General features: G+C 58.9%; 19 protein-coding genes. 12 read left to right on the top strand and 7 right to left on the bottom strand.

Annotated elements, in window-relative coordinates; all coding sequences use genetic code 11:
• Positions 1–219 precede the first annotated feature (219 nt).
• The 7 genes from BFP95_RS08910 (at position 220) to BFP95_RS08880 (ending at position 10,728) form a co-directional block, all read left to right on the top strand.
• On the top strand, positions 220–3,051 hold the full coding sequence (locus BFP95_RS08910; RefSeq protein WP_065872669.1) for a 2-oxoglutarate dehydrogenase E1 component: 2,832 nt from the start codon (positions 220–222) through the stop codon (positions 3,049–3,051).
• Between the two features lie 44 nt (positions 3,052–3,095).
• Complete coding sequence (gene odhB / locus BFP95_RS08905) at positions 3,096–4,319, top strand: 2-oxoglutarate dehydrogenase complex dihydrolipoyllysine-residue succinyltransferase (RefSeq protein ID WP_065872668.1); 1,224 nt, start codon at positions 3,096–3,098, stop codon at positions 4,317–4,319.
• Positions 4,320–4,418: 99 nt separating this feature from the next.
• Positions 4,419–5,855 (top strand): dihydrolipoyl dehydrogenase, encoded by a 1,437-nt coding sequence (gene lpdA / locus BFP95_RS08900; protein WP_065882465.1) that lies wholly within the window; start codon positions 4,419–4,421, stop codon positions 5,853–5,855.
• 204 nt (positions 5,856–6,059) lie between these two features.
• A complete protein-coding gene (sucC, locus tag BFP95_RS08895) occupies positions 6,060–7,226 on the top strand; it encodes an ADP-forming succinate--CoA ligase subunit beta (protein ID WP_060754516.1) in 1,167 nt (388 codons plus the stop codon).
• Positions 7,226–8,107, top strand: a complete 882-nt coding sequence (sucD, locus tag BFP95_RS08890; protein WP_065872666.1) for a succinate--CoA ligase subunit alpha — start codon at positions 7,226–7,228, stop codon at positions 8,105–8,107. The genes sucC and sucD overlap by 1 nt, the downstream gene beginning before the upstream one ends.
• A 432-nt stretch (positions 8,108–8,539) precedes the next feature.
• On the top strand, positions 8,540–9,853 hold the full coding sequence (brnQ, locus tag BFP95_RS08885) for a branched-chain amino acid transport system II carrier protein (RefSeq protein ID WP_065882466.1): 1,314 nt from the start codon (positions 8,540–8,542) through the stop codon (positions 9,851–9,853).
• 137 nt (positions 9,854–9,990) lie between these two features.
• Positions 9,991–10,728 (top strand): DUF599 domain-containing protein, encoded by a 738-nt coding sequence (locus tag BFP95_RS08880; RefSeq protein WP_065872664.1) that lies wholly within the window; start codon positions 9,991–9,993, stop codon positions 10,726–10,728.
• A 90-nt stretch (positions 10,729–10,818) separates the two neighbouring features.
• Here BFP95_RS08880 and BFP95_RS08875 read toward each other — a convergent pair whose 3' ends face one another.
• Complete coding sequence (locus tag BFP95_RS08875; protein ID WP_012723095.1) at positions 10,819–11,070, bottom strand: hypothetical protein; 252 nt, start codon at positions 11,068–11,070, stop codon at positions 10,819–10,821.
• A 157-nt stretch (positions 11,071–11,227) separates the two neighbouring features.
• Between BFP95_RS08875 and BFP95_RS08870 the strand changes: the two genes are divergently transcribed.
• The 4 genes from BFP95_RS08870 (at position 11,228) to BFP95_RS08855 (ending at position 14,943) form a co-directional block, all read left to right on the top strand.
• On the top strand, positions 11,228–11,704 hold the full coding sequence (locus BFP95_RS08870; RefSeq protein WP_065872663.1) for a PaaI family thioesterase: 477 nt from the start codon (positions 11,228–11,230) through the stop codon (positions 11,702–11,704).
• Positions 11,701–12,153: a PaaI family thioesterase gene (locus tag BFP95_RS08865; protein WP_065882467.1), complete on the top strand. Its 453-nt coding sequence runs from the start codon at positions 11,701–11,703 to the stop codon at positions 12,151–12,153. The genes BFP95_RS08870 and BFP95_RS08865 overlap by 4 nt, the downstream gene beginning before the upstream one ends.
• An 89-nt stretch (positions 12,154–12,242) precedes the next feature.
• The gene (htpG, locus tag BFP95_RS08860; protein WP_065872757.1) at positions 12,243–14,147 is read left to right on the top strand and encodes a molecular chaperone HtpG; all 1,905 of its coding nucleotides are present in this window, start codon (positions 12,243–12,245) and stop codon (positions 14,145–14,147) included.
• A 67-nt stretch (positions 14,148–14,214) separates the two neighbouring features.
• A complete protein-coding gene (locus BFP95_RS08855) occupies positions 14,215–14,943 on the top strand; it encodes a dienelactone hydrolase family protein (RefSeq protein WP_065909879.1) in 729 nt (242 codons plus the stop codon).
• Positions 14,944–15,051: 108 nt separating this feature from the next.
• On the opposite strand, the gene BFP95_RS08850 is transcribed toward BFP95_RS08855, so the two are convergent.
• Positions 15,052–15,918 carry a pirin family protein gene (locus BFP95_RS08850; protein ID WP_065909878.1) on the bottom strand — a complete coding sequence of 289 codons (867 nt, stop codon included), beginning with the start codon at positions 15,916–15,918 and terminating at the stop codon, positions 15,052–15,054.
• 64 nt (positions 15,919–15,982) lie between these two features.
• The gene (locus BFP95_RS08845) at positions 15,983–16,399 is read right to left on the bottom strand and encodes an OsmC family protein (protein ID WP_065872659.1); all 417 of its coding nucleotides are present in this window, start codon (positions 16,397–16,399) and stop codon (positions 15,983–15,985) included.
• A 140-nt stretch (positions 16,400–16,539) separates the two neighbouring features.
• Here BFP95_RS08845 and BFP95_RS08840 point away from each other — a divergent pair, with 140 nt between their 5' ends.
• Positions 16,540–17,550 carry an amidohydrolase family protein gene (locus tag BFP95_RS08840; RefSeq protein ID WP_065909874.1) on the top strand — a complete coding sequence of 337 codons (1,011 nt, stop codon included), beginning with the start codon at positions 16,540–16,542 and terminating at the stop codon, positions 17,548–17,550.
• Between the two features lie 60 nt (positions 17,551–17,610).
• Here the strand turns inward: BFP95_RS08840 and fabB are convergent, their stop codons facing one another.
• The 4 genes from fabB to BFP95_RS08820 form a co-directional block, all read right to left on the bottom strand.
• On the bottom strand, positions 17,611–18,831 hold the full coding sequence (gene fabB / locus BFP95_RS08835) for a beta-ketoacyl-ACP synthase I (protein ID WP_012723103.1): 1,221 nt from the start codon (positions 18,829–18,831) through the stop codon (positions 17,611–17,613).
• 11 nt (positions 18,832–18,842) lie between these two features.
• A complete protein-coding gene (fabA, locus tag BFP95_RS08830; RefSeq protein WP_003210552.1) occupies positions 18,843–19,358 on the bottom strand; it encodes a 3-hydroxyacyl-[acyl-carrier-protein] dehydratase FabA in 516 nt (171 codons plus the stop codon).
• 249 nt (positions 19,359–19,607) lie between these two features.
• On the bottom strand, positions 19,608–21,509 hold the full coding sequence (locus BFP95_RS08825; RefSeq protein ID WP_065872657.1) for an ATP-binding protein: 1,902 nt from the start codon (positions 21,507–21,509) through the stop codon (positions 19,608–19,610).
• Positions 21,506–22,435, bottom strand: coding sequence for an ABC transporter substrate-binding protein (locus BFP95_RS08820; protein ID WP_065872656.1), 930 nt, complete (start codon positions 22,433–22,435; stop codon positions 21,506–21,508). Before BFP95_RS08820 ends, BFP95_RS08825 begins: the two co-directional genes overlap by 4 nt.

The following is a 22,435-nucleotide window of genomic DNA, read 5'->3' as shown; positions in this document are numbered from 1 at the left end:
ACGGCGCAGGCTTCAACCGGCGCCGTAGTTTTAACTTGAGCAGCGACTTACAAAGCCGCGGCTCTTATTTTGAAGAAATGAGACAAGCAGGGGCATTCGGGTTGGTACCCGAACTATCAGCGTGATCCTAAGTGGCTTGTTTTGGTCGCTGCACTTGGCCTTTTGCAAGCAAACTCGGTGTTTTCGCCGGTGGTGTCCCCAAATCGAGGGTGACCAAGCATGCAAGAAAGCGTGATGCAGCGCATGTGGAACAGCGGCTATCTTTCAGGTGGTAACGCTGCCTATGTGGAAGAGCTTTATGAGCTCTACCTGCACGACCCTAACGCTGTGCCAGAAGAATGGCGCACCAAATTTCAGACGTTGTCTTCAGACGGCAACGCTGCCACCGATGTATCGCACGCCACGATTCGCGATCAGTTTGTGCTGCTGGCAAAGAACCAGCGCCGCGCCCAACCGGTTTCCGCCGGTAGCGTGAGCAGTGAGCACGAGAAGAAGCAAGTTGAGGTATTGCGACTGATCCAGGCCTACCGGATGCGTGGCCACCAGGCGGCCCAGCTTGACCCGCTGGGGCTCTGGCAGCGTCCTGCACCTGCTGACCTGTCGATCAATCATTACGGCTTGACCAATGCCGATCTTGATACGACCTTCCGTGCCGGCGACCTGTTCATCGGCAAAGAGGAGGCGAGCCTACGCGAAATTCACGAAGCGTTGCAGCAGACATATTGCCGCACCATTGGCGCTGAGTTCACGCACATCACCGATTCCGAGCAACGCCACTGGTTCCAGCACCGTCTGGAAGGTGTGCGTGGTCGTCCGGTGCTGTCTGAAGATGTACGCAGCCATCTGCTCGAGCGCGTAACCGCTGCCGAAGGCCTGGAAAAGTACCTGGGTACCAAGTACCCGGGCACCAAGCGTTTCGGTCTGGAAGGCGGCGAAAGCCTGATCCCGATGCTCGACGAGTTGATCCAGCGTTCCGGTTCCTACGGCACCAAGGAAATCGTGATCGGCATGGCTCACCGTGGTCGCTTGAACGTGTTGGTCAACACCTTCGGCAAGAACCCGCGTGAGCTGTTCGACGAGTTCGAAGGCAAGAAGAAGGTTGAGCTGGGTTCCGGTGACGTTAAATACCACCAGGGCTTCTCGTCCAACGTGATGACCACCGGCGGTGAAGTTCACCTGGCCATGGCCTTCAACCCATCCCACCTGGAAATTGTTTCTCCAGTGGTCGAGGGTTCGGTCCGTGCTCGCCAGGATCGTCGTAATGACACCACCGGTGAAAAGGTTCTGCCGATTTCCATCCACGGTGACGCGGCTTTCGCCGGTCAAGGCGTGGTCCTGGAAACGTTCCAGATGTCGCAGACCCGCGGCTTCAAGACCGGCGGTACCGTTCACATCGTCATCAACAACCAGGTTGGCTTCACCATCAGCAACCCGCTGGACGCGCGCTCTACCGAGTACGCGACCGACGTTGCCAAGATGATCCAGGCGCCGATCCTCCATGTGAATGGCGATGATCCGGAAGCTGTGCTGTTTGTGACCCAGTTGGCCATTGATTATCGCATGCAGTTCAAGCGTGACGTGGTGATCGACCTGGTTTGCTACCGCCGTCGCGGTCACAACGAAGCGGACGAGCCAAGCGGTACTCAGCCGTTGATGTATCAGCAGATCACCAAGCAGCGCACTACCCGTGAGCTGTACGCCGAAAGCCTGACCAAGGCCGGCGTGGTTGACGATGCGCGTGTTCAGGCGAAAGTCGATGAATACCGCAACGCGCTGGACAATGGTTTGCATGTTGTAAAAAGCCTGGTTAAAGAGCCGAACAAAGAGTTGTTCGTTGACTGGCGTCCGTACCTGGGCCACGCCTGGACTGCGCGTCACGATACGTCGTTCGATCTGAAGACCTTGCAGGAATTGTCCGCCAAGCTGCTGGAAATCCCGGAAGGTTTCGTGGTTCAGCGCCAGGTTGCGAAGATCTACGAAGACCGTCAGAAGATGCAAGCCGGCGGCCTGCCGATCAACTGGGGTTACGCCGAAACCATGGCGTACGCGACCCTGGCGTTCGAAGGTCACCCGATCCGCATGACTGGCCAGGACATCGGCCGTGGTACGTTCTCGCACCGTCATGCCGTGCTGCACAACCAGAAAGACGCGGGCACCTACATCCCGTTGCAGAACCTGTACGCAGGCCAGCCACGTTTCGACCTGTACGATTCGTTCCTGTCCGAAGAAGCCGTACTGGCGTTCGAATACGGTTACTCGACCACCACGCCTCAAGCGCTGGTGATCTGGGAAGCCCAGTTCGGCGACTTCGCCAACGGTGCCCAGGTGGTTATCGACCAGTTCATCACCAGCGGCGAGCACAAGTGGGGCCGTCTGTGCGGTCTGACCATGCTGCTGCCACACGGTTATGAAGGTCAGGGTCCGGAGCACTCCTCGGCCCGTCTGGAGCGTTACCTGCAGCTGTGCGCCGAGCACAACATCCAGGTGTGCGTGCCGACTACCCCGGCCCAGATCTACCACTTGCTGCGTCGCCAGGTGATCCGCCCGCTGCGCAAGCCGCTGGTGGTACTGACACCGAAGTCGCTGCTGCGTCATAAATTGGCCATCTCGACCCTGGAAGATCTGGCGGATGGTTCGTTCCAGACCGTTATTCCAGAGATCGATACGCTGGACGCGGCGAAAGTGACTCGCCTGGTCCTGTGCAGCGGCAAGGTCTACTACGACCTGCTGGAAAAACGCCGTGCCGAAGGCCGCGAAGACATCGCCATCGTGCGTATCGAGCAGCTTTACCCGTTCCCGGAAGACGACCTGATGGAGGCCATTGCGCCTTACACCAACCTCACTCACGTGGTGTGGTGCCAGGAAGAACCGATGAACCAGGGCGCTTGGTACAGCAGCCAGCATCATTTGCGTCGCAGCATCGGTAACCATAAGCAGGCCCTGGGCCTGGAATATGCCGGTCGTGACGCTTCTGCTGCACCTGCGTGTGGTTATGCGTCGATGCACGCCGAGCAGCAGGAAAAACTGCTGCAAGATGCTTTCACTGTTTAACGCCTTCGCGCTGACTGAAACCGAATTTTAAGGACCCACAGATAATGGCTATCGAAATCAAAGCCCCGTCATTCCCGGAATCGGTTGCCGATGGCACCGTTGCCACCTGGCACAAGAAACCAGGCGACGCTGTAAAGCGTGACGACCTGATCGTCGACATCGAGACCGACAAAGTCGTTCTGGAAGTGTTGGCCGAAGCTGACGGCGTACTGGGCGCAATCGTTGCCGAAGAAGGCGCTACCGTTCTGTCTAACCAGGTGCTGGGCTCGATCGAAGAGGGCAGCGCTGCTGCCGCTGCTCCTGCCGCCGCTGCACCGGCTGCTGCTTCGGCTCCCGCTGCTGCTCCGGCCGCAGGCGGCGAAGATCCAATCGCTGCACCGGCTGCCCGTCAGTTGGCTGAAGAAAACGGCATCAACCTGGCGTCCATCAAAGGCACCGGCAAAGACGGCCGTGTGACCAAGGAAGACGTGGTGGCTGCAGTTGAAGCCAAGAAAAACGCCCCAGCTGCCGCACCTGCCAAGGCAGCTGCCCCGGCTGCCGCTGCGCCTGTGTTCGCCGCTGGCGACCGCACCGAGAAGCGCGTACCGATGACCCGCGTACGTGCCACCGTGGCCAAGCGTCTGGTTGAAGCACAGTCGAACATGGCGATGCTGACTACCTTCAACGAAGTCGACATGACCGAAGTCATGGCCCTGCGTTCGAAGTACAAGGATCTGTTCGAGAAGTCCCACAATGGCGTGCGCCTGGGCTTCATGTCGTTCTTCGTGAAAGCGGCTACTGAAGCGCTGAAACGCTACCCGGCAGTCAACGCTTCGATCGACGGTACCGACATCGTTTACCACGGCTATGCAGACATCGGCGTTGCCGTGTCCAGCGACCGTGGCCTGGTGGTTCCAGTCCTGCGTAACGCCGAGCTGATGAGCCTGGCTGAAATCGAAGGCGGCATCGCCGGCTTCGGCAAGAAAGCCCGTGACGGCAAGCTGACCATCGACGAGATGACCGGCGGTACGTTCACCATCACTAACGGTGGTACCTTCGGTTCGATGATGTCGACGCCGATCGTCAACCCGCCACAAGCTGCGATCCTGGGCATGCACAATATCATCCAGCGTCCTATGGCCATCAACGGCCAAGTCGTGATCCGCCCGATGATGTACCTGGCACTGTCTTACGATCACCGCCTGATCGATGGTAAAGAAGCCGTGACTTTCCTGGTGACCATCAAGAACCTGCTGGAAGACCCAGCTCGTCTGCTGCTGGATATCTGATTGAAGCAGCTTCAAGTTGCGAGCTACAAGCTGTAGGAAAAAGCAGCTTGGCTTGCAGCTTGGGGCTAGAAGCTTGTCGCAAATAGAGGATCTATTTTCATGACACAGAAATTTGACGTCGTAGTGATTGGTGCAGGTCCTGGCGGCTATGTTGCCGCCATCAAGGCCGCACAACTGGGCCTCTCGACTGCTTGCATCGAAAAATACACCGACAAGGAAGGCAAACTGGCGCTGGGCGGTACTTGCCTGAACGTTGGTTGCATTCCTTCCAAGGCGCTGCTGGACAGCTCCTGGAAATTCCATGAAGCCCAAGACGGTTTCGCGATCCACGGCATTAACCACGCTGGCGTGACCATGGACGTGCCAGCAATGGTCGGCCGTAAAGCCAACATCGTTAAAGGCCTGACCTCCGGCGTTGCCACCTTGTTCAAGGCCAACGGCGTGACTTCCCTGCAAGGCCACGGCAAGCTGCTGGCCGGCAAGAAAGTTGAAATCACCAAGCCAGACGGCTCGGTTGAAGTCATCGAAGCCGAGAACGTAATCCTGGCCCCAGGTTCGCGTCCAATCGACATCCCGCCTGCTCCAGTTGACCAGAACGTGATCGTTGATTCGACCGGCGCCCTGGAGTTCCAATCGGTTCCTAAGCGTCTGGGCGTGATCGGCGCTGGCGTGATCGGCCTGGAACTGGGTTCGGTATGGTCCCGTTTGGGTTCCGAAGTCACCGTGCTGGAAGCCCTGGACACGTTCCTGCTGGCTGCCGACACCGCGGTGTCCAAAGAAGCCCTGAAAACCCTGACCAAGCAAGGTCTGGACATCAAACTGGGCGCCCGTGTTACCGGTTCCAAGGTCAACGGCGAAGAAGTCGTTGTGACCTACACCGATAAAGAAGGCGAGCAGACCATCACATTCGACAAGCTGATCGTAGCCGTTGGTCGCCGTCCAGTGACCACCGACCTGCTGGCAGCTGACAGCGGCGTGAACATCGACGAGCGTGGCTTCATCCACGTTGACGATCACTGCGCTACCACCGTGCCTGGCGTGTACGCCATCGGCGACGTGGTTCGCGGCATGATGCTCGCGCACAAGGCTTCCGAAGAAGGCATTATGGTTGTCGAGCGCATCAAGGGTCACAAGACCCAGATGAACTACGACCTGATCCCATCGGTTATCTACACCCACCCGGAAATTGCATGGGTCGGCAAGAACGAACAGCAGTTGAAAGCTGAAGGCGTTGAAGTTAACGTCGGCACCTTCCCGTTTGCTGCTTCTGGCCGTGCCATGGCAGCCAACGACACCGGTGGTTTTGTCAAAGTCATCGCTGATGCCAAGACTGACCGCGTATTGGGCGTCCACGTGATTGGCCCAAGCGCTGCAGAACTGGTTCAGCAAGGCGCGATCGGTATGGAATTCGGCACCAGTGCCGAGGACCTGGGCATGATGGTCTTCTCCCATCCGACCCTGTCCGAAGCGTTGCACGAAGCAGCGTTGGCAGTGAATGGCGGCGCCATCCACATCGCCAACAAGAAGAAGCGCTAAGCGAGATAATAAGAAACCACGGCGGAGTTGCCCGTCGTGAGCCTTGCGCGCAAGACTCACCGCGGAATATCCGCTGGACGCAGTCTTGCGCAGCTTTACGGGCCTTGAGCCCCGCAAGTTGCGCAAGCAGCAGTCACAGGTGGCGCGGCACTCATAATGAGCGCAGCGCCGAATGCGCAGTACCTAACGAAGACGGTAAAAAGCATGAATCTTCACGAGTATCAGGGTAAGCAGCTGTTCGCTGAATACGGCCTGCCAGTATCCAAGGGCTACGCAGTAGACACCCCGGAAGCAGCAGCAGAAGCTTGCGACAAAATCGGCGGCACCGAGTGGGTTGTCAAAGCCCAGGTCCACGCTGGTGGTCGCGGTAAAGCGGGCGGCGTTAAGCTGGTTCGCAGCAAAGAAGACGCCAAGGCCTTCGCACAGCAGTGGCTGGGCAAGCGTCTGGTGACTTACCAGACTGATGCCAATGGCCAGCCAGTCACCAAGATCCTGGTTGAATCGTGCACTGATATCGCTAAAGAGCTGTACCTGGGCGCTGTCGTTGACCGTTCGAGCCGTCGCATCGTGTTCATGGCTTCCACCGAAGGTGGCGTGGACATCGAGAAAATCGCTCACGAGACCCCAGAAAAAATTCTGAAAGCCACTATCGATCCACTGGTTGGCGCTCAGCCATTCCAGGGTCGCGAGTTGGCATTCCAGCTGGGCCTGGAAGGGAAGCAAGTTGCCCAGTTCGCCAAGATCTTCGTGGGTCTGGCCAAACTGTTCCAGGATCACGATCTGGCCCTGCTGGAAGTGAACCCGCTGGTGATCAAGGCTGACGGCGATCTGCACTGCCTGGACGCCAAGATCAACATCGACGCCAACGCCATGTACCGTCAGCCTAAGCTGAAGACTTTCCACGATCCGTCGCAAGACGATCCGCGCGAAGCGCACGCTGCCAAGTTCGAACTGAACTACGTAGCCCTGGAAGGTAACATCGGTTGCATGGTCAACGGTGCTGGCCTGGCCATGGGTACCATGGACATCGTCAACCTGCATGGCGGCAAACCAGCCAACTTCCTCGACGTGGGCGGTGGTGCTACCAAAGAACGCGTGACCGAAGCCTTCAAGATCATCCTGTCCGACGCCAACGTCGCTGCAGTACTGGTCAACATCTTCGGCGGCATCGTTCGTTGCGACATGATTGCCGAAGGCATCATCGGTGCAGTGAAAGAAGTCGGCGTTAAAATCCCGGTTGTTGTTCGCCTTGAAGGTAACAACGCTGAACTGGGCGCTAAAGTACTGGCAGAAAGCGGTTTGAACATCATCGCGGCTACCAGCCTGACCGACGCTGCTCAACAAGTTGTCAAAGCTGCGGAGGGCAAATAATGAGCGTCCTGATCAATAAAGACACCAAAGTTATCTGCCAGGGTATTACCGGTTCGCAAGGTAGTTTCCACACCCAGCAAGCCATTGAATACGGCACCAAGATGGTGGGTGGCGTTACTCCTGGTAAAGGCGGTACCGAGCACCTGGGTCTGCCAGTGTTCAACACCGTGAAAGAAGCCGTAGAAACCACTGGCGCTACCGCCAGCGTGATCTACGTTCCAGCTCCTTTCTGCAAGGACTCCATCCTGGAAGCAGCCTTCGGCGGCATCAAGCTGATCGTCTGCATCACCGAAGGCATTCCTACCCTGGACATGCTGGACGCTAAAGTTAAGTGCGACGAGCTGGGTGTTACCCTGATCGGCCCTAACTGCCCAGGCGTGATCACCCCAGGCGAATGCAAGATCGGCATCATGCCAGGTCACATTCACTTGCCAGGCAAAGTCGGTATCGTTTCCCGTTCCGGCACCCTGACCTACGAAGCTGTTAAGCAGACCACTGACGCCGGTTTCGGTCAGTCGACTTGCGTCGGCATCGGCGGTGACCCGATCCCAGGCTCCAACTTCATCGACATCCTGAAGCTGTTCCAGGAAGACCCGAAGACCGAAGCGATCGTCATGATCGGTGAGATCGGCGGTTCGGCTGAAGAAGAAGCGGCTGCCTACATCAAGGCACACGTGACTAAGCCGGTTGTTTCCTACATCGCTGGTGTGACTGCCCCTGCTGGCAAGCGCATGGGCCATGCTGGCGCAATCATCTCTGGCGGCAAGGGCACTGCAGACGAGAAGTTTGCTGCCCTGGAAGACGCAGGCGTTAAAACCGTGCGTTCGCTGGCAGACATCGGCAAGGCTTTGTCCGAGCTGACCGGTTGGGCTGTCAAGTAAGCCTCGCGCTTAACTGACGCTTCACCCACACAAAGGCCACCTTCGGGTGGCCTTTGTGCGTTCTGGGACAGCTGAATTCGCGACTGGCGCAGATCAAAATGTGGGAGCGGGCTTGCTCGCGAAAGCGGTGTATCAGCTAGCCAGTCAGGTGCTGAAACACCGCTTTCGCGAGCAAGCCCGCTCCCACATTCGATTGTATTCCAACATTTAGATATATGAATGCGACATAGAAATGTCGCTTATCGGACAGTACGCCCCGCAACAGTGCGTTTGTCAGCCCAATTCTGTACCCTAGCCGCCTCTTTATGCGCCCGCATCCCAAAAGGAAGCCGCGCGCTAGACCGGTCGGCTCCCATAAGGGCCGGCAGTATTTCCCTCATCCATAGGGAATCCCTCTCTAAATTCCGATTCAGTAGTGTGGTATTTCCTCAAATGAAAGTGTTGAAAAGCCAGGACATCCTGGCGCTGGGTTTTATGACCTTTGCCCTGTTCGTGGGCGCCGGCAACATCATCTTCCCGCCTATCGTTGGTTTGCAGTCCGGGCCTCACGTCTGGATGGCAGCGCTGGGCTTTCTGATTACCGCAGTGGGTTTGCCGGTGGTCACCGTGATCGCGCTGGCCAAGGTTGGCGGCGGTATGGACGCGTTGAGCAGCCCGATCGGCAAGATCGCCGGTGGCCTGCTGGCGGCGGCGGCGTATCTGGCGGTAGGGCCGCTGTTCGCCACCCCGCGTACCGCGACCGTATCTTTCGAAGTGGGCCTGGCGCCGCTGACCGGCGAAAGCCCGTTGGCGCTGTTCCTCTACAGTTCGGTGTATTTCCTGGTGGTGTTCTTTGTCTCCCTGTACCCAGGCCGACTGCTGGACACCGTGGGTCGCTTTCTGGCGCCGCTGAAGATCATTGCGTTGGCCATCCTTGGCATCGCAGCGTTTGCCTTGCCGGCGGGAGACTTGGGGGTTGCCACGCCGAAATACGTGGCTGCGCCGTTCTCTGAAGGCTTCATCAATGGCTACCTGACCATGGATACCCTGGGCGCCCTGGTGTTCGGCATCGTGATCGTCAACGCGATTCGCTCCCGTGGTGTGGAGTCGCCAAAGCTGATCACCCGCTACGCAATCATCGCCGGCTTGATTGCCGGTGTGGGCCTGGCCCTGGTGTATGTCAGCCTGTTCCGCCTGGGTTCGGGCAGCCATGAAGTCGCCGCCGGTGCTGCCAATGGCGCCGCCGTATTGCACGCCTATGTGCAACACACGTTTGGCTCCCTGGGCAGCGGCTTCCTGGCGGTGCTGATCTCCCTGGCGTGCCTGGTCACGGCTGTTGGCCTCACCTGTGCCTGCGCCGAGTACTTCAGCCGCGTCTTGCCGCTGTCCTACAAGACCCTGGTGGTGATCCTGGCGCTGTTCTCGCTCTTCGTGTCCAACCTGGGCCTGACCAAGCTGATCGCGTTCTCGATCCCGGTACTTACCGCGATCTATCCGCCGTGCATCGTGCTGGTGGCGCTGAGCTTCTGCAAAGACTTCTGGCAGGAGCAGGGCCGGATCGTTGGCCCGGTGATGTTGGTGTCGTTCATCTTTGGCTGCATCGACGCGCTCAAGGGTGCGGGCCTGGTGGGTTGGTTGCCGTCGCAGTTGGCGAATTTGCCGTTGAGCGAGCAGGGCCTGGCGTGGCTGGTGCCTTCGGTGATGGTGTTGGTCGTGGCGGTGGTGATTGACCGTATGCTCGGCAAGCGTAGCGAAGCGATCGCATAACCCACGTTCGCGCAGTACTGAAATGCCCCGTATCAATCGATACGGGGCATTTTTTATGCTTATGACACAACAACCTTCTAAAGTTGGAACTCTTTAGACTGCGTTAACATCCACACACACCGTGTAACAGGACCCACATGTCGTTCGTCGAAACCAATCAGATCCACCTGCTCGCTGCCCTCTGGTTCGTCCTCTGCTGGGGTGGTTACACCCGCTATGCTACCTGGAAAGCCCGGGACACCGCATGCCTCGCCAGCGTGCTGCATCTGTATCGCGAAGACTGGATGCGCCGCATGCTATTGCGCGACAACCGCATCGCCGACGCCAGTGTGATCGGCAACTTGGAACGCAACGCCTCGTTCTTCGCTTCCAGCACCTTGATTATCCTGGCCGGCATTCTCACCGTGCTCGGCGCCTCGGAGCGCGCGGTGTCGCTGTTGGCAGACATCCCCATGGTGCAGCAGGCCTCCCAAGGCATGTCAGAGATCAAGCTGCTGTGCCTGGCGCTGGTATTCGTCTATGCGTTTTTCACGTTCAGCTGGTGCATGCGCCAGTACAATTTCGCAGCGGTGCTGGTGGGCTCGGCACCGATGATCGGCGAGCGGCACGTGTCGGAGCAGGAGCGCAACGCATTTGCCCTGCGCGCGGCACGGGTGATCTCCATGGCCGCCAACCAGTTCAACTTTGGCCTGCGCGCTTATTACTTCGGCATGACCATGCTCGCGTGGTTTGTCAGCCCCTGGTTGTTCATGTTGATGAGCAGTGGGGTGGTGCTGGTACTGTATCGCCGGGAGTTTCATTCCGACGTACTGCAAGTGATGGTGTATACGCAGACCGATACGCCGTTGCCGGAAGTGGCTAAAGAGGCGGCTTAGTTAAGCCTTCAACTCTAAATGCCAGACAAAAGAAAGCCCGCTATCTAAGCGGGCTTTCTTCTTGCAGCAAAGCTATTTCAAGCCGCGGTCTCAAGAACCGGTGGCAGGGGTAGCAGGTGCTGCTTCTTTTGCGGCGGCGGCGTTCGATTCAGCCTGAGCTTTGGCAGCATCGGCGTTTTCTTTCGCAGCGTCGTTCACTTTATCCTGAGCCTTCGCCATATCTTTCTGAGCTTGCTCGGAATGTGCTGCGGCGTCTTGGGCTTTGTCTTCGGATTTCTTGTCGCAGGCAGCGAGACCGAGGGCAGCGGCCAACATCATGGAAATAGCTAAAGTCTTGCGCATGGGGTGTTTCTCCTTATTGAAGATATCTACTGGCCTTTCGAGCATGGCCGTTCAGCATTAGTTCCTTTTGTTACGAAGATATATAAAAACAGTCACCCAGGAACTTTCACACGCGCCACCGATACTGCGTATCCATACAAATAAGAGTCCAGACACGATGACTGAAAATCCCCTGCTAGCGCGTGCGGCACGCTTTGTATCGGCCTTGCGCCATTGTCAGGTGTTGGGCATTACCGCTCATCACGCCGACGCGCAGGGCGTCACACTTGTCATGCCCTACGCCGCGCATCTGGTAGGAAACCCCACTACCGGCGTGATCCACGGCGGCGCGCTGACCTCCCTGATGGACACGGCCTGCGGCATGGCCACCCTGTGTGTATTGCCGGAATTCGAGGTGTGCCCGACCCTCGACCTGCGGGTCGATTACATGCACCCCGCCGCGCCACATCAACCGGTGTATGGCTTCGCCCAATGCTATCGAGTGACCACCGACGTGATCTTCACCCGTGGCTTCGCCTATCAGGATGACCCGCAACAACCCATCGCCCATGTGGTGGGTACGTTCATGCGCATGGGCAAGCGCCTCAAAGGCACGCAAGGGCTGGGCAGTACGATCAAGGGAGAACAGGCATGACCCACCGTTTCAAGACCCGCCTCGAGCAGGCCCATGCGCGCGGCGATTACGAGGCGCTGCTCAACCTGATCCCTTACGCCAAACTGATCGGCATCGAATGCACCCGCCTTGGAGATGAATTGCTGTTTCGGCTACCGGCCAACAAGGACAATATTGGTAACCCAATATTGCCGGCGCTGCACGGCGGAGTGATCGCGGGCTTTATGGAGCTGTCGGCGGCGCTGCACCTGCTGGTGTTTACCGGTGCGCCAGGCATCCCGAAAATCATCGATTTTTCCTTGGATTACCTGCGCGCCGGGCAATTTCGCGACACCTACGCCAAATGCCAGGTGTGGCGCCAAGGCCGACGAGTGGCAAACGTGGCGATCACCGCCTGGCAAAGCACTGCGGCCGAGCCTATCGCCACCGCTCGTGCGCATTTCAAAATCGAGGAACAGAGCCGCCCTTGAAATCCTGGTCTTAGCCCCCAACTTTGATGACAACCCGCCGCCAACCCTCAAGGGCGCGGCCACTGCCATCCAATTGGAGTTTGATGACCATGAGTGTGGAAACTCAAAAGGAAACCCTGGGCTTCCAGACCGAGGTGAAGCAACTGCTGCACCTCATGATCCATTCGCTGTATTCCAACAAGGAAATCTTCCTTCGCGAATTGATCTCGAACGCCTCTGACGCTGTCGACAAGTTACGTTTCGAAGCCCTGTCCAAGCCTGAGTTGCTGGAAGGTGGCGCCGAACTGAAAATCCGTGTGAGCTTCGACAAGGACGCCAAGACCGTCACCCTCGAAGACAACGGCATCGGCATGAGCCGTGAAGACGCGATTACCCACTTGGGTACCATCGCCAAATCCGGTACCGCTGATTTCATGAAGAATCTGTCGGGCGACCAGAAGAAAGATTCGCACCTGATCGGCCAGTTCGGCGTGGGCTTCTACTCGGCCTTTATCGTTGCCGATAAAGTTGAAGTGTTCAGCCGTCGTGCCGGCCTCGACGCCAGTGAAGGCGTGCACTGGTCATCCAAAGGTGAGGGCGAGTTCGAAATCGCTACCATCGATAAGGCCGACCGTGGCACGCGTATCGTGCTGCACCTCAAAGACGGTGAAGACGAGTTTGCCGATGGCTGGCGCCTGCGCAACATCGTCAAGAAGTACTCCGACCACATCGCTTTGCCGATCGAGCTGCCGAAAGAACAAGCGGCCGCCGAAGGCGAAGAAGCGCCGGCCCAGGAATGGGAAGTGGTCAACCGCGCCAGCGCGCTGTGGACCCGTCCTCGCACCGAGATCAAGGACGAGGAATACCAGGAGTTCTACAAGCACATCGGTCACGACTACGAAAACCCGCTGAGCTGGAGCCACAACAAGGTCGAAGGCAAGCTGGAATACAGCTCGCTGCTCTACGTGCCGGCCCGTGCTCCGTTCGACCTGTACCAGCGCGAAGCGCCGAAGGGCCTCAAGCTCTACGTGCAGCGCGTGTTCGTGATGGACCAGGCGGAATCCTTCCTGCCGCTGTACCTGCGCTTTATCAAAGGCGTGGTCGACTCCAATGACCTGTCGCTGAACGTGTCGCGGGAAATCCTGCAAAAAGACCCAATCATCGACTCCATGAAGTCGGCGCTGACCAAACGCGTGCTCGACATGCTGGAAAAACTGGCGAAGAACGAGCCTGAGCAATACAAAGGCTTCTGGAAAAACTTCGGCCAGGTCATGAAAGAAGGCCCTGCTGAAGATTTCGCCAACAAGGAAAAAATTGCCGGCCTGCTGCGTTTTGCCTCGACTCATGAAGAGGGTGGCGAGCAAGTTGTGTCGCTGGCCGAGTACCTGGCACGGGCCAAGGAAGGTCAGGACAAGATCTACTACCTGACCGGCGAAACCTACGCCCAGGTCAAGAACAGCCCGCACCTGGAAGTCTTCCGCAAGAAAGGCATCGAAGTGCTGCTGCTGACCGACCGTATCGATGAGTGGCTGATGAGCTACCTCAGCGAGTTCGACGGCAAGACCTTCGTCGATGTGGCCCGTGGTGATCTGGACCTGGGTAACCTGGACTCCGAAGAAGAGAAGAAAGAAGCCGAAGAAGTCGCCAAGGCTAAAGAAGGCTTGGTTGAGCGGATCAAGGCGTCCCTGGGCGAGGCTGTCAGCGAAGTGCGGGTTTCCCACCGTCTGACCGATTCCCCGGCGATCCTGGCCATCGGCGAGGCGGACCTGGGCATGCAGATGCGCCAGATCCTCGAAGCGAGCGGCCAGAAGGTTCCGGATTCCAAGCCGATCTTCGAATTCAACCCGGCTCACCCGCTGATCGGGAAGCTCGATGCAGAGCAGAATGAAGAGCGCTTTGGCGACCTGTCGCACATCCTCTTCGACCAAGCGGCCCTGGCCGCTGGCGACAGCCTGAAAGATCCGGCCGCTTATGTGCGCCGCCTGAACAAGCTGTTGGTTGAACTGTCGGTTTGACACCGTTGTAGAGAAAACCCGCCTCGGCGGGTTTTTTCGTTCTACTGCACCTCAACTGGAGAAAATGATGAGCCAAGTCACTGTGCGTTCCGTGGTCTATCAGATTGATGGCCAGTCTTATGAGAGCCGCCTGGCATTCGATGCCAGCCACAAAGGCCCGTTGCCGGGCCTGCTGATGGCGCCGAACTGGATGGGTGTGAGTGCAGGTGCCGAAGAGATCGCCAAAAGCGTGGCCAGCAAGGGCTACGTGGTGCTCATCGCCGACCTGTACGGGCAAACCGTGCGCCCGTCAAATGGCGATGAAGCCGGCGCAGCGATGATGCCGCTGAAGAATGACCGCGTGTTGCTGATCAAGCGCATGCAGGCGGCCTTCGAGCAGTTGCAAGGCCAGACCGAAGCGGCGGTTGATACCGCCAGGTTGGCGACCTTTGGGTTCTGCTTTGGCGGTTGCTGCTCCTTGGAGCTGGCGCGTACCGGTGCGCCGTTGAAGGCTGCGGTATCGTTCCACGGCACCCTCGACACGCCGAATCCGGCGGATGCGAAGAACATCAAGGGTTCAGTGCTGGTGCTGCACGGTGCTTCCGACCCGTTGGTGCCGAAAGAGCAACTGCCGGCGTTTGAAGATGAAATGAACGCGGCGGGTGTGGATTGGCAGTTGCTGAGCTACGGCGGCGCGGTGCATTCCTTCACTGACCCGCATGCGAATGTGCCGGGCAAGATGATGTACGACGCGAAGACCGCTGCGCGGGCTTTTCAGTCGATGCATAACTTGTTGGATGAAGTGTTCAAGGGCTAATCTCCAGCGCTTATTCCGGCCTCTTCGCGAGCAAGCCCGCTCCCACATTCGACCGCGTTTACCCTGTAGGAACGCGCTCGAATGTGGGAGCGGGCTTGCTCGCGAATGCTATCTCACCGGCAACTCAATTCTTTCAGACTCACCCGGCACCGTCGGCCAATCCCCTGCCGCCCAGCGCTGGCGCGCCTGTTCGATCGCTGCCGGATCACTCGCCACAAAATTCCAATTGATCCGCCGTGGCCCATCCAGTGGCGCGCCGCCGAACACCACCAGGTGGCAATCACTCTCGGCGAACAGTGTCATTTCCTGTCCGGCCGGCAGTACCACCAGGCTATGCACCTCAAGTAACTCACCCTCCAATTGCACCTCACCCTCCAGCACATACACCGCGCGTTCCTCATGCTCATCAGGAATCAGCAGCGTCGTGGCGGTTGGCATGCGCACCTCGGCATACAGCGTGGGCGATAGCACCGGCACCGGCGACTTGAGGCAGAACCCATCACCCGCAATCAGGCGGATCTGCACGCCGAGGTTGTCACTCACCGGCAAGCTCGCTGCCGGGTGATGGCTGTAATGCCCCGGCCCCGTTTCGTGGTCCATTGGTGATGCCAGCCACACTTGCAGCCCATGCAGGCTGAAACCGCTGGCCTTGAGCGCCTCTGGCGTGCGCTCGACGTGGGCAATCGCACTGCCGGCAGTCATCCAACTGACATCGCCGGCCTGCACCACTTGGTCCGACCCCAGGCTGTCCTTGTGCTGCAGTGCACCGTCGAACAGATAAGTGAGGGTCGACAGCCCGATATGCGGGTGCTGGCGGATGTTCATGCCATCGCCGGGCGCGTAGCGGGTGAGCAGCATATGGTCGAAAAACACAAAAGGCCCAACGCTGAGGCATTCTCGCGACGGCAAAGGGCGCAGGATGGGTTGGCCTTCGACATCTTCGGGGCGAGGGCGGATCACGGTGAGGGTGGTCATGGTGCATCCCAGTCTGAGCGGGTTGGATGCTTATGAGCATAACCCGCTCGGTAGGATGTTGCCGCTATTGGCTGAAGGCGCCTTCCGACAATTGGGTCTCGATGCTGACCTCGGCGGTAGTCATCAACTTGTGCACCGGGCAGCGATCAGCCACGCGATGCAATTCATCGCGTTGTTCGTCGGTGAGTACGCCCTTTAGCGTCAGCTTGACGTTGAGCGTGTATTTGCCCTTTTGCTCTTCGGTGGCGTCGTGGGTGACTTCCACGGTCACACCGGTCAACGGGATGTCTTTTTTCTGGGCATAAAGCCTGACGGTCAAGGCTTTGCACGACGCCAGTGCCGCGTCGAAGTAGTCATGGGGGGAGGGCGCCGAATCGTCGCCGCCCAGGCTTTTGGGCAGGTCAGTAAACAACTCATGGTTGTTGATATTGACGCTATGGCGAAAGTTGTCCTGGTTCAGGGTATTCACGGTAACAGGCATGGCAAACCTCACAGGGTGGCAGGATGAAGGTCATGCAGTTATAGAGCATGCTGGCACTTCGGTGTTCCGCGTTTTTTGCTGGATGAACCCCGGCAGGGCGCGCAAGGTCTACCTGTATTCGCTGCTATTGAGGTTTCACCGTGCCTTGGACCCGCTTGAGTCTTGCCCTGTTGCTCGCCGCCAGTAGCCTTGCTGCGCAGGCCCGTGACTATGCCTACAGCGACGCGCACCTGCATTACGTGGATTTTTTCCAGGAAACGGCGGGTATGGACAAGCTGCTCAAGGCGATGGCCGACAACCGCATTGAGCATGTGATGATTTCCGGCATACCGGTCGCGAAGAAATGGCACGAAGACGAGCCCAAACGCCCACGCTATTACGCCGGTGATGACGCCGATGCCTATTGGTACAGTGCCACTGACGTGATCGTCGCCGCTGCGGTCAATAAACTGGCCCCTGAGCAGCGCCAGTACTTTCATCCATTCCTGTCGGGCTTTAACCCTAACGACAAAAACTCCGCGGCCCATATCCAGCGCATGCTCGACCTGAACCCGGGGCTGTGGCAGGGTATCGGTGAGGTGTTCACCCGTCACGACGACCTCACCGCCCTGACATCAGGCGACACCCCACGCGCCAATAACGAAGCCATGACCCGCATCTACCACTTGGCCGCTGAAAACGACCTACCGGTGATGCTGCACTCCAATATCACCTCCAAGCGCGAGCGTAACCCGCTGTATCTCGCCGAGGTCGAGGAGTCAGTGCGCAACCATCCACACACCCGCTTTATCTGGGCCCATGCCGGCACCAGCAAGGAGATCCACCGGCCTCAGGTGCAGATGGACTTCTTACTGCCCACGTTGAGTCGCCTGCTTGAGGCTTACCCCAACCTTTATATCGACCTGTCCTGGAGCATGCTCACGCCTTACTTGCTCGATGAGGCGGGCAAGCCCCGCCCAGAGTGGGTAAAGCTGGTGGAGCGCTTCCCGGAGCGCTTCATGCTGGGTTCTGACGTGGTAGGGCGCTTCAACAAGCTGGGTAAGGAAATGCGCCGCTTTGATCCGTTCCTCGATGCGCTGCCTGCGCAGGTGGCCCACAAAGTGGCGCGGGATAACTTCCTGGCCATCCTGCCTAAGCCTTCGAGGTATTGATTTCACCCAATAAAAAGCCCCGAACCAGTCGGGGCTTTTTATTCGATCAAGCTACAGGCCTTACTTACCCTGCCAGCGTTTCAGCACCAAGGTAGCGTTAGTGCCACCAAAGCCGAAGCTGTTGCTCATCACGGTGTCGATCTTGGCGTTTTCAACGGTCTTGGTCAGGATCGGCATATCAGCCACAACCGGATCAATCTCGTCGATGTTGGCCGAGCCGGCCATGAAGTTGCCTTCCATCATCAGCAAGCAGTAGATCGCTTCGTGAACGCCAGCGGCGCCCAGGGAGTGACCGGACAGGCTCTTGGTAGAGCTGATGGCCGGAGCCTTGTCGCCGAATACCGCACGCACGCCTTCCATTTCCTTGGCGTCGCCGACCGGAGTCGATGTGCCGTGGGTGTTCAGGTAGTCGATTGGGGTATCAACGGTCGACATTGCCATCTGCATGCAACGGATGGCGCCTTCACCGCTCGGGGCAACCATGTCGTAGCCGTCGGACGTCGCGCCGTAGCCAACGATTTCCGCGTAGATCTTGGCACCACGGGCCAGAGCGTGTTCCAGCTCTTCGACCACTACCATGCCGCCACCGCCGGCGATGACGAAACCGTCACGCTTGGCGTCGTAGGCGCGGGAGGCTTTTTCCGGGGTTTCGTTGTACTGGGTGGACAGTGCGCCCATGGCGTCGAACAGGAACGATTGGCTCCAATGCTCTTCTTCACCGCCGCCGGCGAACACGATGTCCTGCTTGCCCAGCTGGATCTGCTCAACGGCAGTCCCAATGCAGTGAGCACTGGTGGCGCAGGCCGAGGAGATCGAGTAGTTCACGCCCTTGATAGCAAACGGCGTGGCCAGGCAGGCCGAAACGGTGCTGCCCATGGTCCGCGTAACACGGTACGGGCCAACGCGCTTCACGCCTTTTTCGCGCAGGATGTCCAGCGCTTCCATCTGGTTGAGGGTCGATGCGCCGCCGGAGCCGGCGATCAGGCCGGTGCGTACGTTGGATACCTGGTCTTCGCTCAGGCCGGAGTCGGCGATCGCGTCTTTCATCGCCAGGTAGGCGTAGGCGGCAGCGTGGCCGACGAAGCGATAGATCTTGCGATCGATCAGTTCTTCGAGGGGCAGGTCGATGGAGCCGGAAACCTGGCTACGCAGACCCATTTCGGCATATTCCGGGTTGAAGCGGATGCCAGGGCGACTTGCACGCAGGTTAGCGGTGACGGTCTCTTTGTCATTGCCCAGGCAAGAAACGATGCCCAGACCAGTGATAACGACGCGGCGCATGCGGATAACCCTTAAAAGTTGTCAGTGGAAGTGAATACGCCGACTCGAAGGCCTTCGGCAGTATAGATCTCGCGACCGTCGACAGTCACCGAACCGTCAGCGATAGCCAGGTTCAGCTTGCCCTTGAGGACGCGCTTGATTTGAATGTTGTAGGTGACTTTCTTGGCGGTCGGCAAGACCTGGCCAAAGAATTTCACTTCGCCCGAACCCAGGGCGCGACCGCGACCCGGCAGGCCTTGCCAGCCCAGATAGAAGCCAACCAGTTGCCACATGGCGTCAAGGCCCAGGCAGCCTGGCATCACCGGGTCACCTTCGAAGTGGCACGCGAAGAACCACAGGTCCGGGGTGATATCCAGCTCGGCGACCAATTCACCTTTGCCGTACTTGCCACCTTCTTCGCTGATATGGGTGATGCGATCCACCATCAGCATGTTCGGGGCGGGCAGTTGCGCGTTACCTGGGCCGAACAGCTCACCGCGACTGCAGCGCAGCAGGTCTTCCCGAGTAAAGGCGTTTTGTTTGGTCATGCGAGCTCCTCAATAATCCCATGCGGCAGGGTAGGGCAAATCTTCCCGAACCGAATGAAGCGTTCATGCCTCATGTCGGCAGCCTACACATAGACTATTGCGTTGTAGTGAAAGTCACAGCGGCAAGGTACTGAATGTACACTTGTTCACTGAAATTTTAAACCGGGCCTGTTTATGGGCCCGTTCGGGTGCCTAAGACTGCCGCACTTTCGCCTTTCACGCCAGTCGGACTTGGCTGATGGCGCGGCGCTATTGCACCCAACGCTGCAGGATTTGCTGCAAATCCGTGCGTTTGAACGGCTTGGCCAGGTAATCGTTCATTCCGGCTGCAAGACAGGCTTCACGGTCACCCTGCAAGGCGTTGGCAGTCAGGGCGATGATCGGCAGGTCAGCGCACCCCGGCAATTGGCGAATCTGTCGGGTGGCTTCGTAGCCATCGATCAGCGGCAGTCGGCAATCCATCAGGATCGCCGTGAAAATCAGGCTTTCGGCGCTACGGATCGCCTCGGCGCCGTCGGTGGCAATGCTCACTGCGAAGCCCAGGCTGCGCAGCATGGCTTCGACCACGGTGCGGTTGACTGGGTTGTCTTCCACTAGCAACACATGGCGGCCATCGCCGGCGCTGCCTTTGCCGTCGGCGTCGGTAGCGATGGCCGGCAAGCTCTGCTGATCAATGGCCAGGGGAATTTCCAGGGTGAACACCGAGCCACGGCCTTCTTCGCTCTGTGCGCGTAGGGTGCCGCCCATGCGTTCAGCCAGGGTACGGGCGATGGGCAGTCCCAGGCCGGTGCCGCCGTAACGTCTTGAAATGGAACTGTCGGCTTGCTGGAATGCATCGAACATCAATTCCAGGCGCTCGGTGGAAATCCCGATGCCACTGTCACGCACGGTACAGGTGAACCACACCAGTTCATGGTCGAGGGCCTGCCACTGGGGTTCAACGCTGACCGCGCCGTGCTCGGTGAACTTCAGTGCGTTGCCGATCAGGTTCACCAGGATTTGGCGGATCCGCGTCGGGTCGCCCTGCACCCGCAAGGCGTCCATCCCTTGCGGGATCGACAGCTGCAGCGCCAACCCACGCTGCTGCGCGCTGTGCTGGAAGGCCTGGGCGCAGCTGTTGATCAGCTCCGCGAGGTTGAACGGAATGTGCTCCAACTCCAGCGCGGCGCGTTCGATCCGCGAGAAGTCGAGGATGTCATTGATGACCTTGAGCAAATGCTCGGTGGACTCGGAAGCCAGCGCCGCGTACTCGGTCTGCTCCTCGGTCATCTCGGTGGTTTCCAGTAACTGCAACATGCCCAGCACACCGTTCATGGGCGTGCGCAGCTCATGACTCATCATCGCCAGGAAATCCGACTTGGCATTGTTGGCGCGCTCGGCTTCTTCGCGGGTCTGGATCAACTGGGCCATGGCCTGCTGTTGTTCGCGACTGGCCTGGTTGAGCCCTTCGGCGAGGTTATTGATATGCCGCGACAGGTCGCCGAGCTCTGAGTCATCCACGATCGGCAGCGGCGTCTTGTAGTCACCTTGCTGGATGGCCTTCACCGCATTGCCCATGGCGCTGATTGGCTGTGACAGGCTGGCGGCCAGGCGCCGTGCGAGCAGGAAGGTGAACAACAGGGCGAACAGCGCCAGGATGCCGGCCTTGAACAGGATCTCCTGCTGGCGCTGACTGAACGCGTCGTTGGACATGCCGACGATCACCCGGCCCAGGTAGTCCGCACGCGGTGCCTTGGGTTCGTTGAGGTTGTCCTGGAAAAAGTCATTGCCCAACTGGATGTGTTGCAGGCGAATCGGCGCCTGGAACACTTTTACCGACAGCGAACGGTCGTGTTTCTCTGAAGGTTGCTCGACGTACACCAGAATGTTCTCGCTGCTGTCCTGGATCTCCAGGAAGCGCACATGGGGCGTGGCCAACGTGGCGCGCAACAGGCTATCAAGCACATCATTGTTGCCGGAAATCACCCCGTATTCGGTGGCGGGTGCCAGTTGGTTGGCGATCAATTGGCCGGTGTGGTCCAGTTCCTGGCGCAGGTCCTGGATACGCACGAAGGTAAAGAAGCTGATCAACAGCAACGTCAGCAACAGTGCCGGGCCCAGGGTGATGAGCTGGGTACGGGTGTTGATATCCCAACGGCGACGCAAGGTCATGGGCGTTTTTCTCCTTCGGCCAATCGCGTGGCAACGCTGGCTTCGTCCACCTGTTCGATCCCCAGTGAGCGCGCGACTTGCGGGTTGCCCACGACTTTGAAGTGTTCCGGATACAGCGAACTCGGCCAATTGGCTGGCGGATGGTCGAGCAGGCGGTCGAGCACGCGCAGCCAGTCGTCCTGGTCGCTGTAGGTGCTGGCCAGGCTGCCGGCCCGCACAAAGCCCGCATTCGGGCCCACCAACGGCAGTTGCTGGGCATAGCTGCTCAGCAACAGGTTCTTCGCGGTTTTCGGGTTGTACAGCTGCGGGTCGTCGAGGCCAAGCAACACGTCACTGTTTCTGAACAGGGTTTGCAACGGTCGACTGTCATTAATGTTGTCCCAGAGCTGCGGCACGATTTCCAGGCCCAGGGGCGTGGCGTGCTGGCGCAGTTCGGGCAGGAGAAATTCACTTTCGGCGCCATAGAGCACGCCGATGCGCCGTGCTTGGGGAAGGATGCCGGTGATCAGGCGCAATTGGCGCTCCAGCGGCGGGTCGCTCCACAACAGGCTGATGCGTGGGTGCTGCGTTGTGCCCAGGCGCTGGTGGGCCTGCAGCCGACTGATGCGCAGCACCAGCGTCGGCGGGCCCTGGGTGTCTTGCAGGCGCCAGTCGAGGCCGGGCAGGTCGAGCAGGATCAGGCGTGTGTTGGCCGGCAGGTGGCTGGGAGCCGGTAGATCCTTGAGGGCGGTGAAAGTGACTTGGTCTTCGGGGCGTTGTTGGGCCAGCGCCTGGGCAAAGGCCTGCACGCCCGCGCCGTCTTCGGCGGCGGTCAGCAGGATCTCGGCGCTCCAGGCAGGAGCGGCAAACAGCAGGCAACCGAGCAGCGCAGCGCGTCGCCAGAGCGTATTGATAAAAGAACGGGTCATCCGTGACGAGTCGCCCAT

Source organism: Pseudomonas sp. 58 R 12 (assembly GCF_900005865.1).
Lineage (GTDB): Bacteria > Pseudomonadota > Gammaproteobacteria > Pseudomonadales > Pseudomonadaceae > Aquipseudomonas > Aquipseudomonas tritici.
This window is presented reverse-complemented; position numbering and strand designations above follow the sequence as displayed.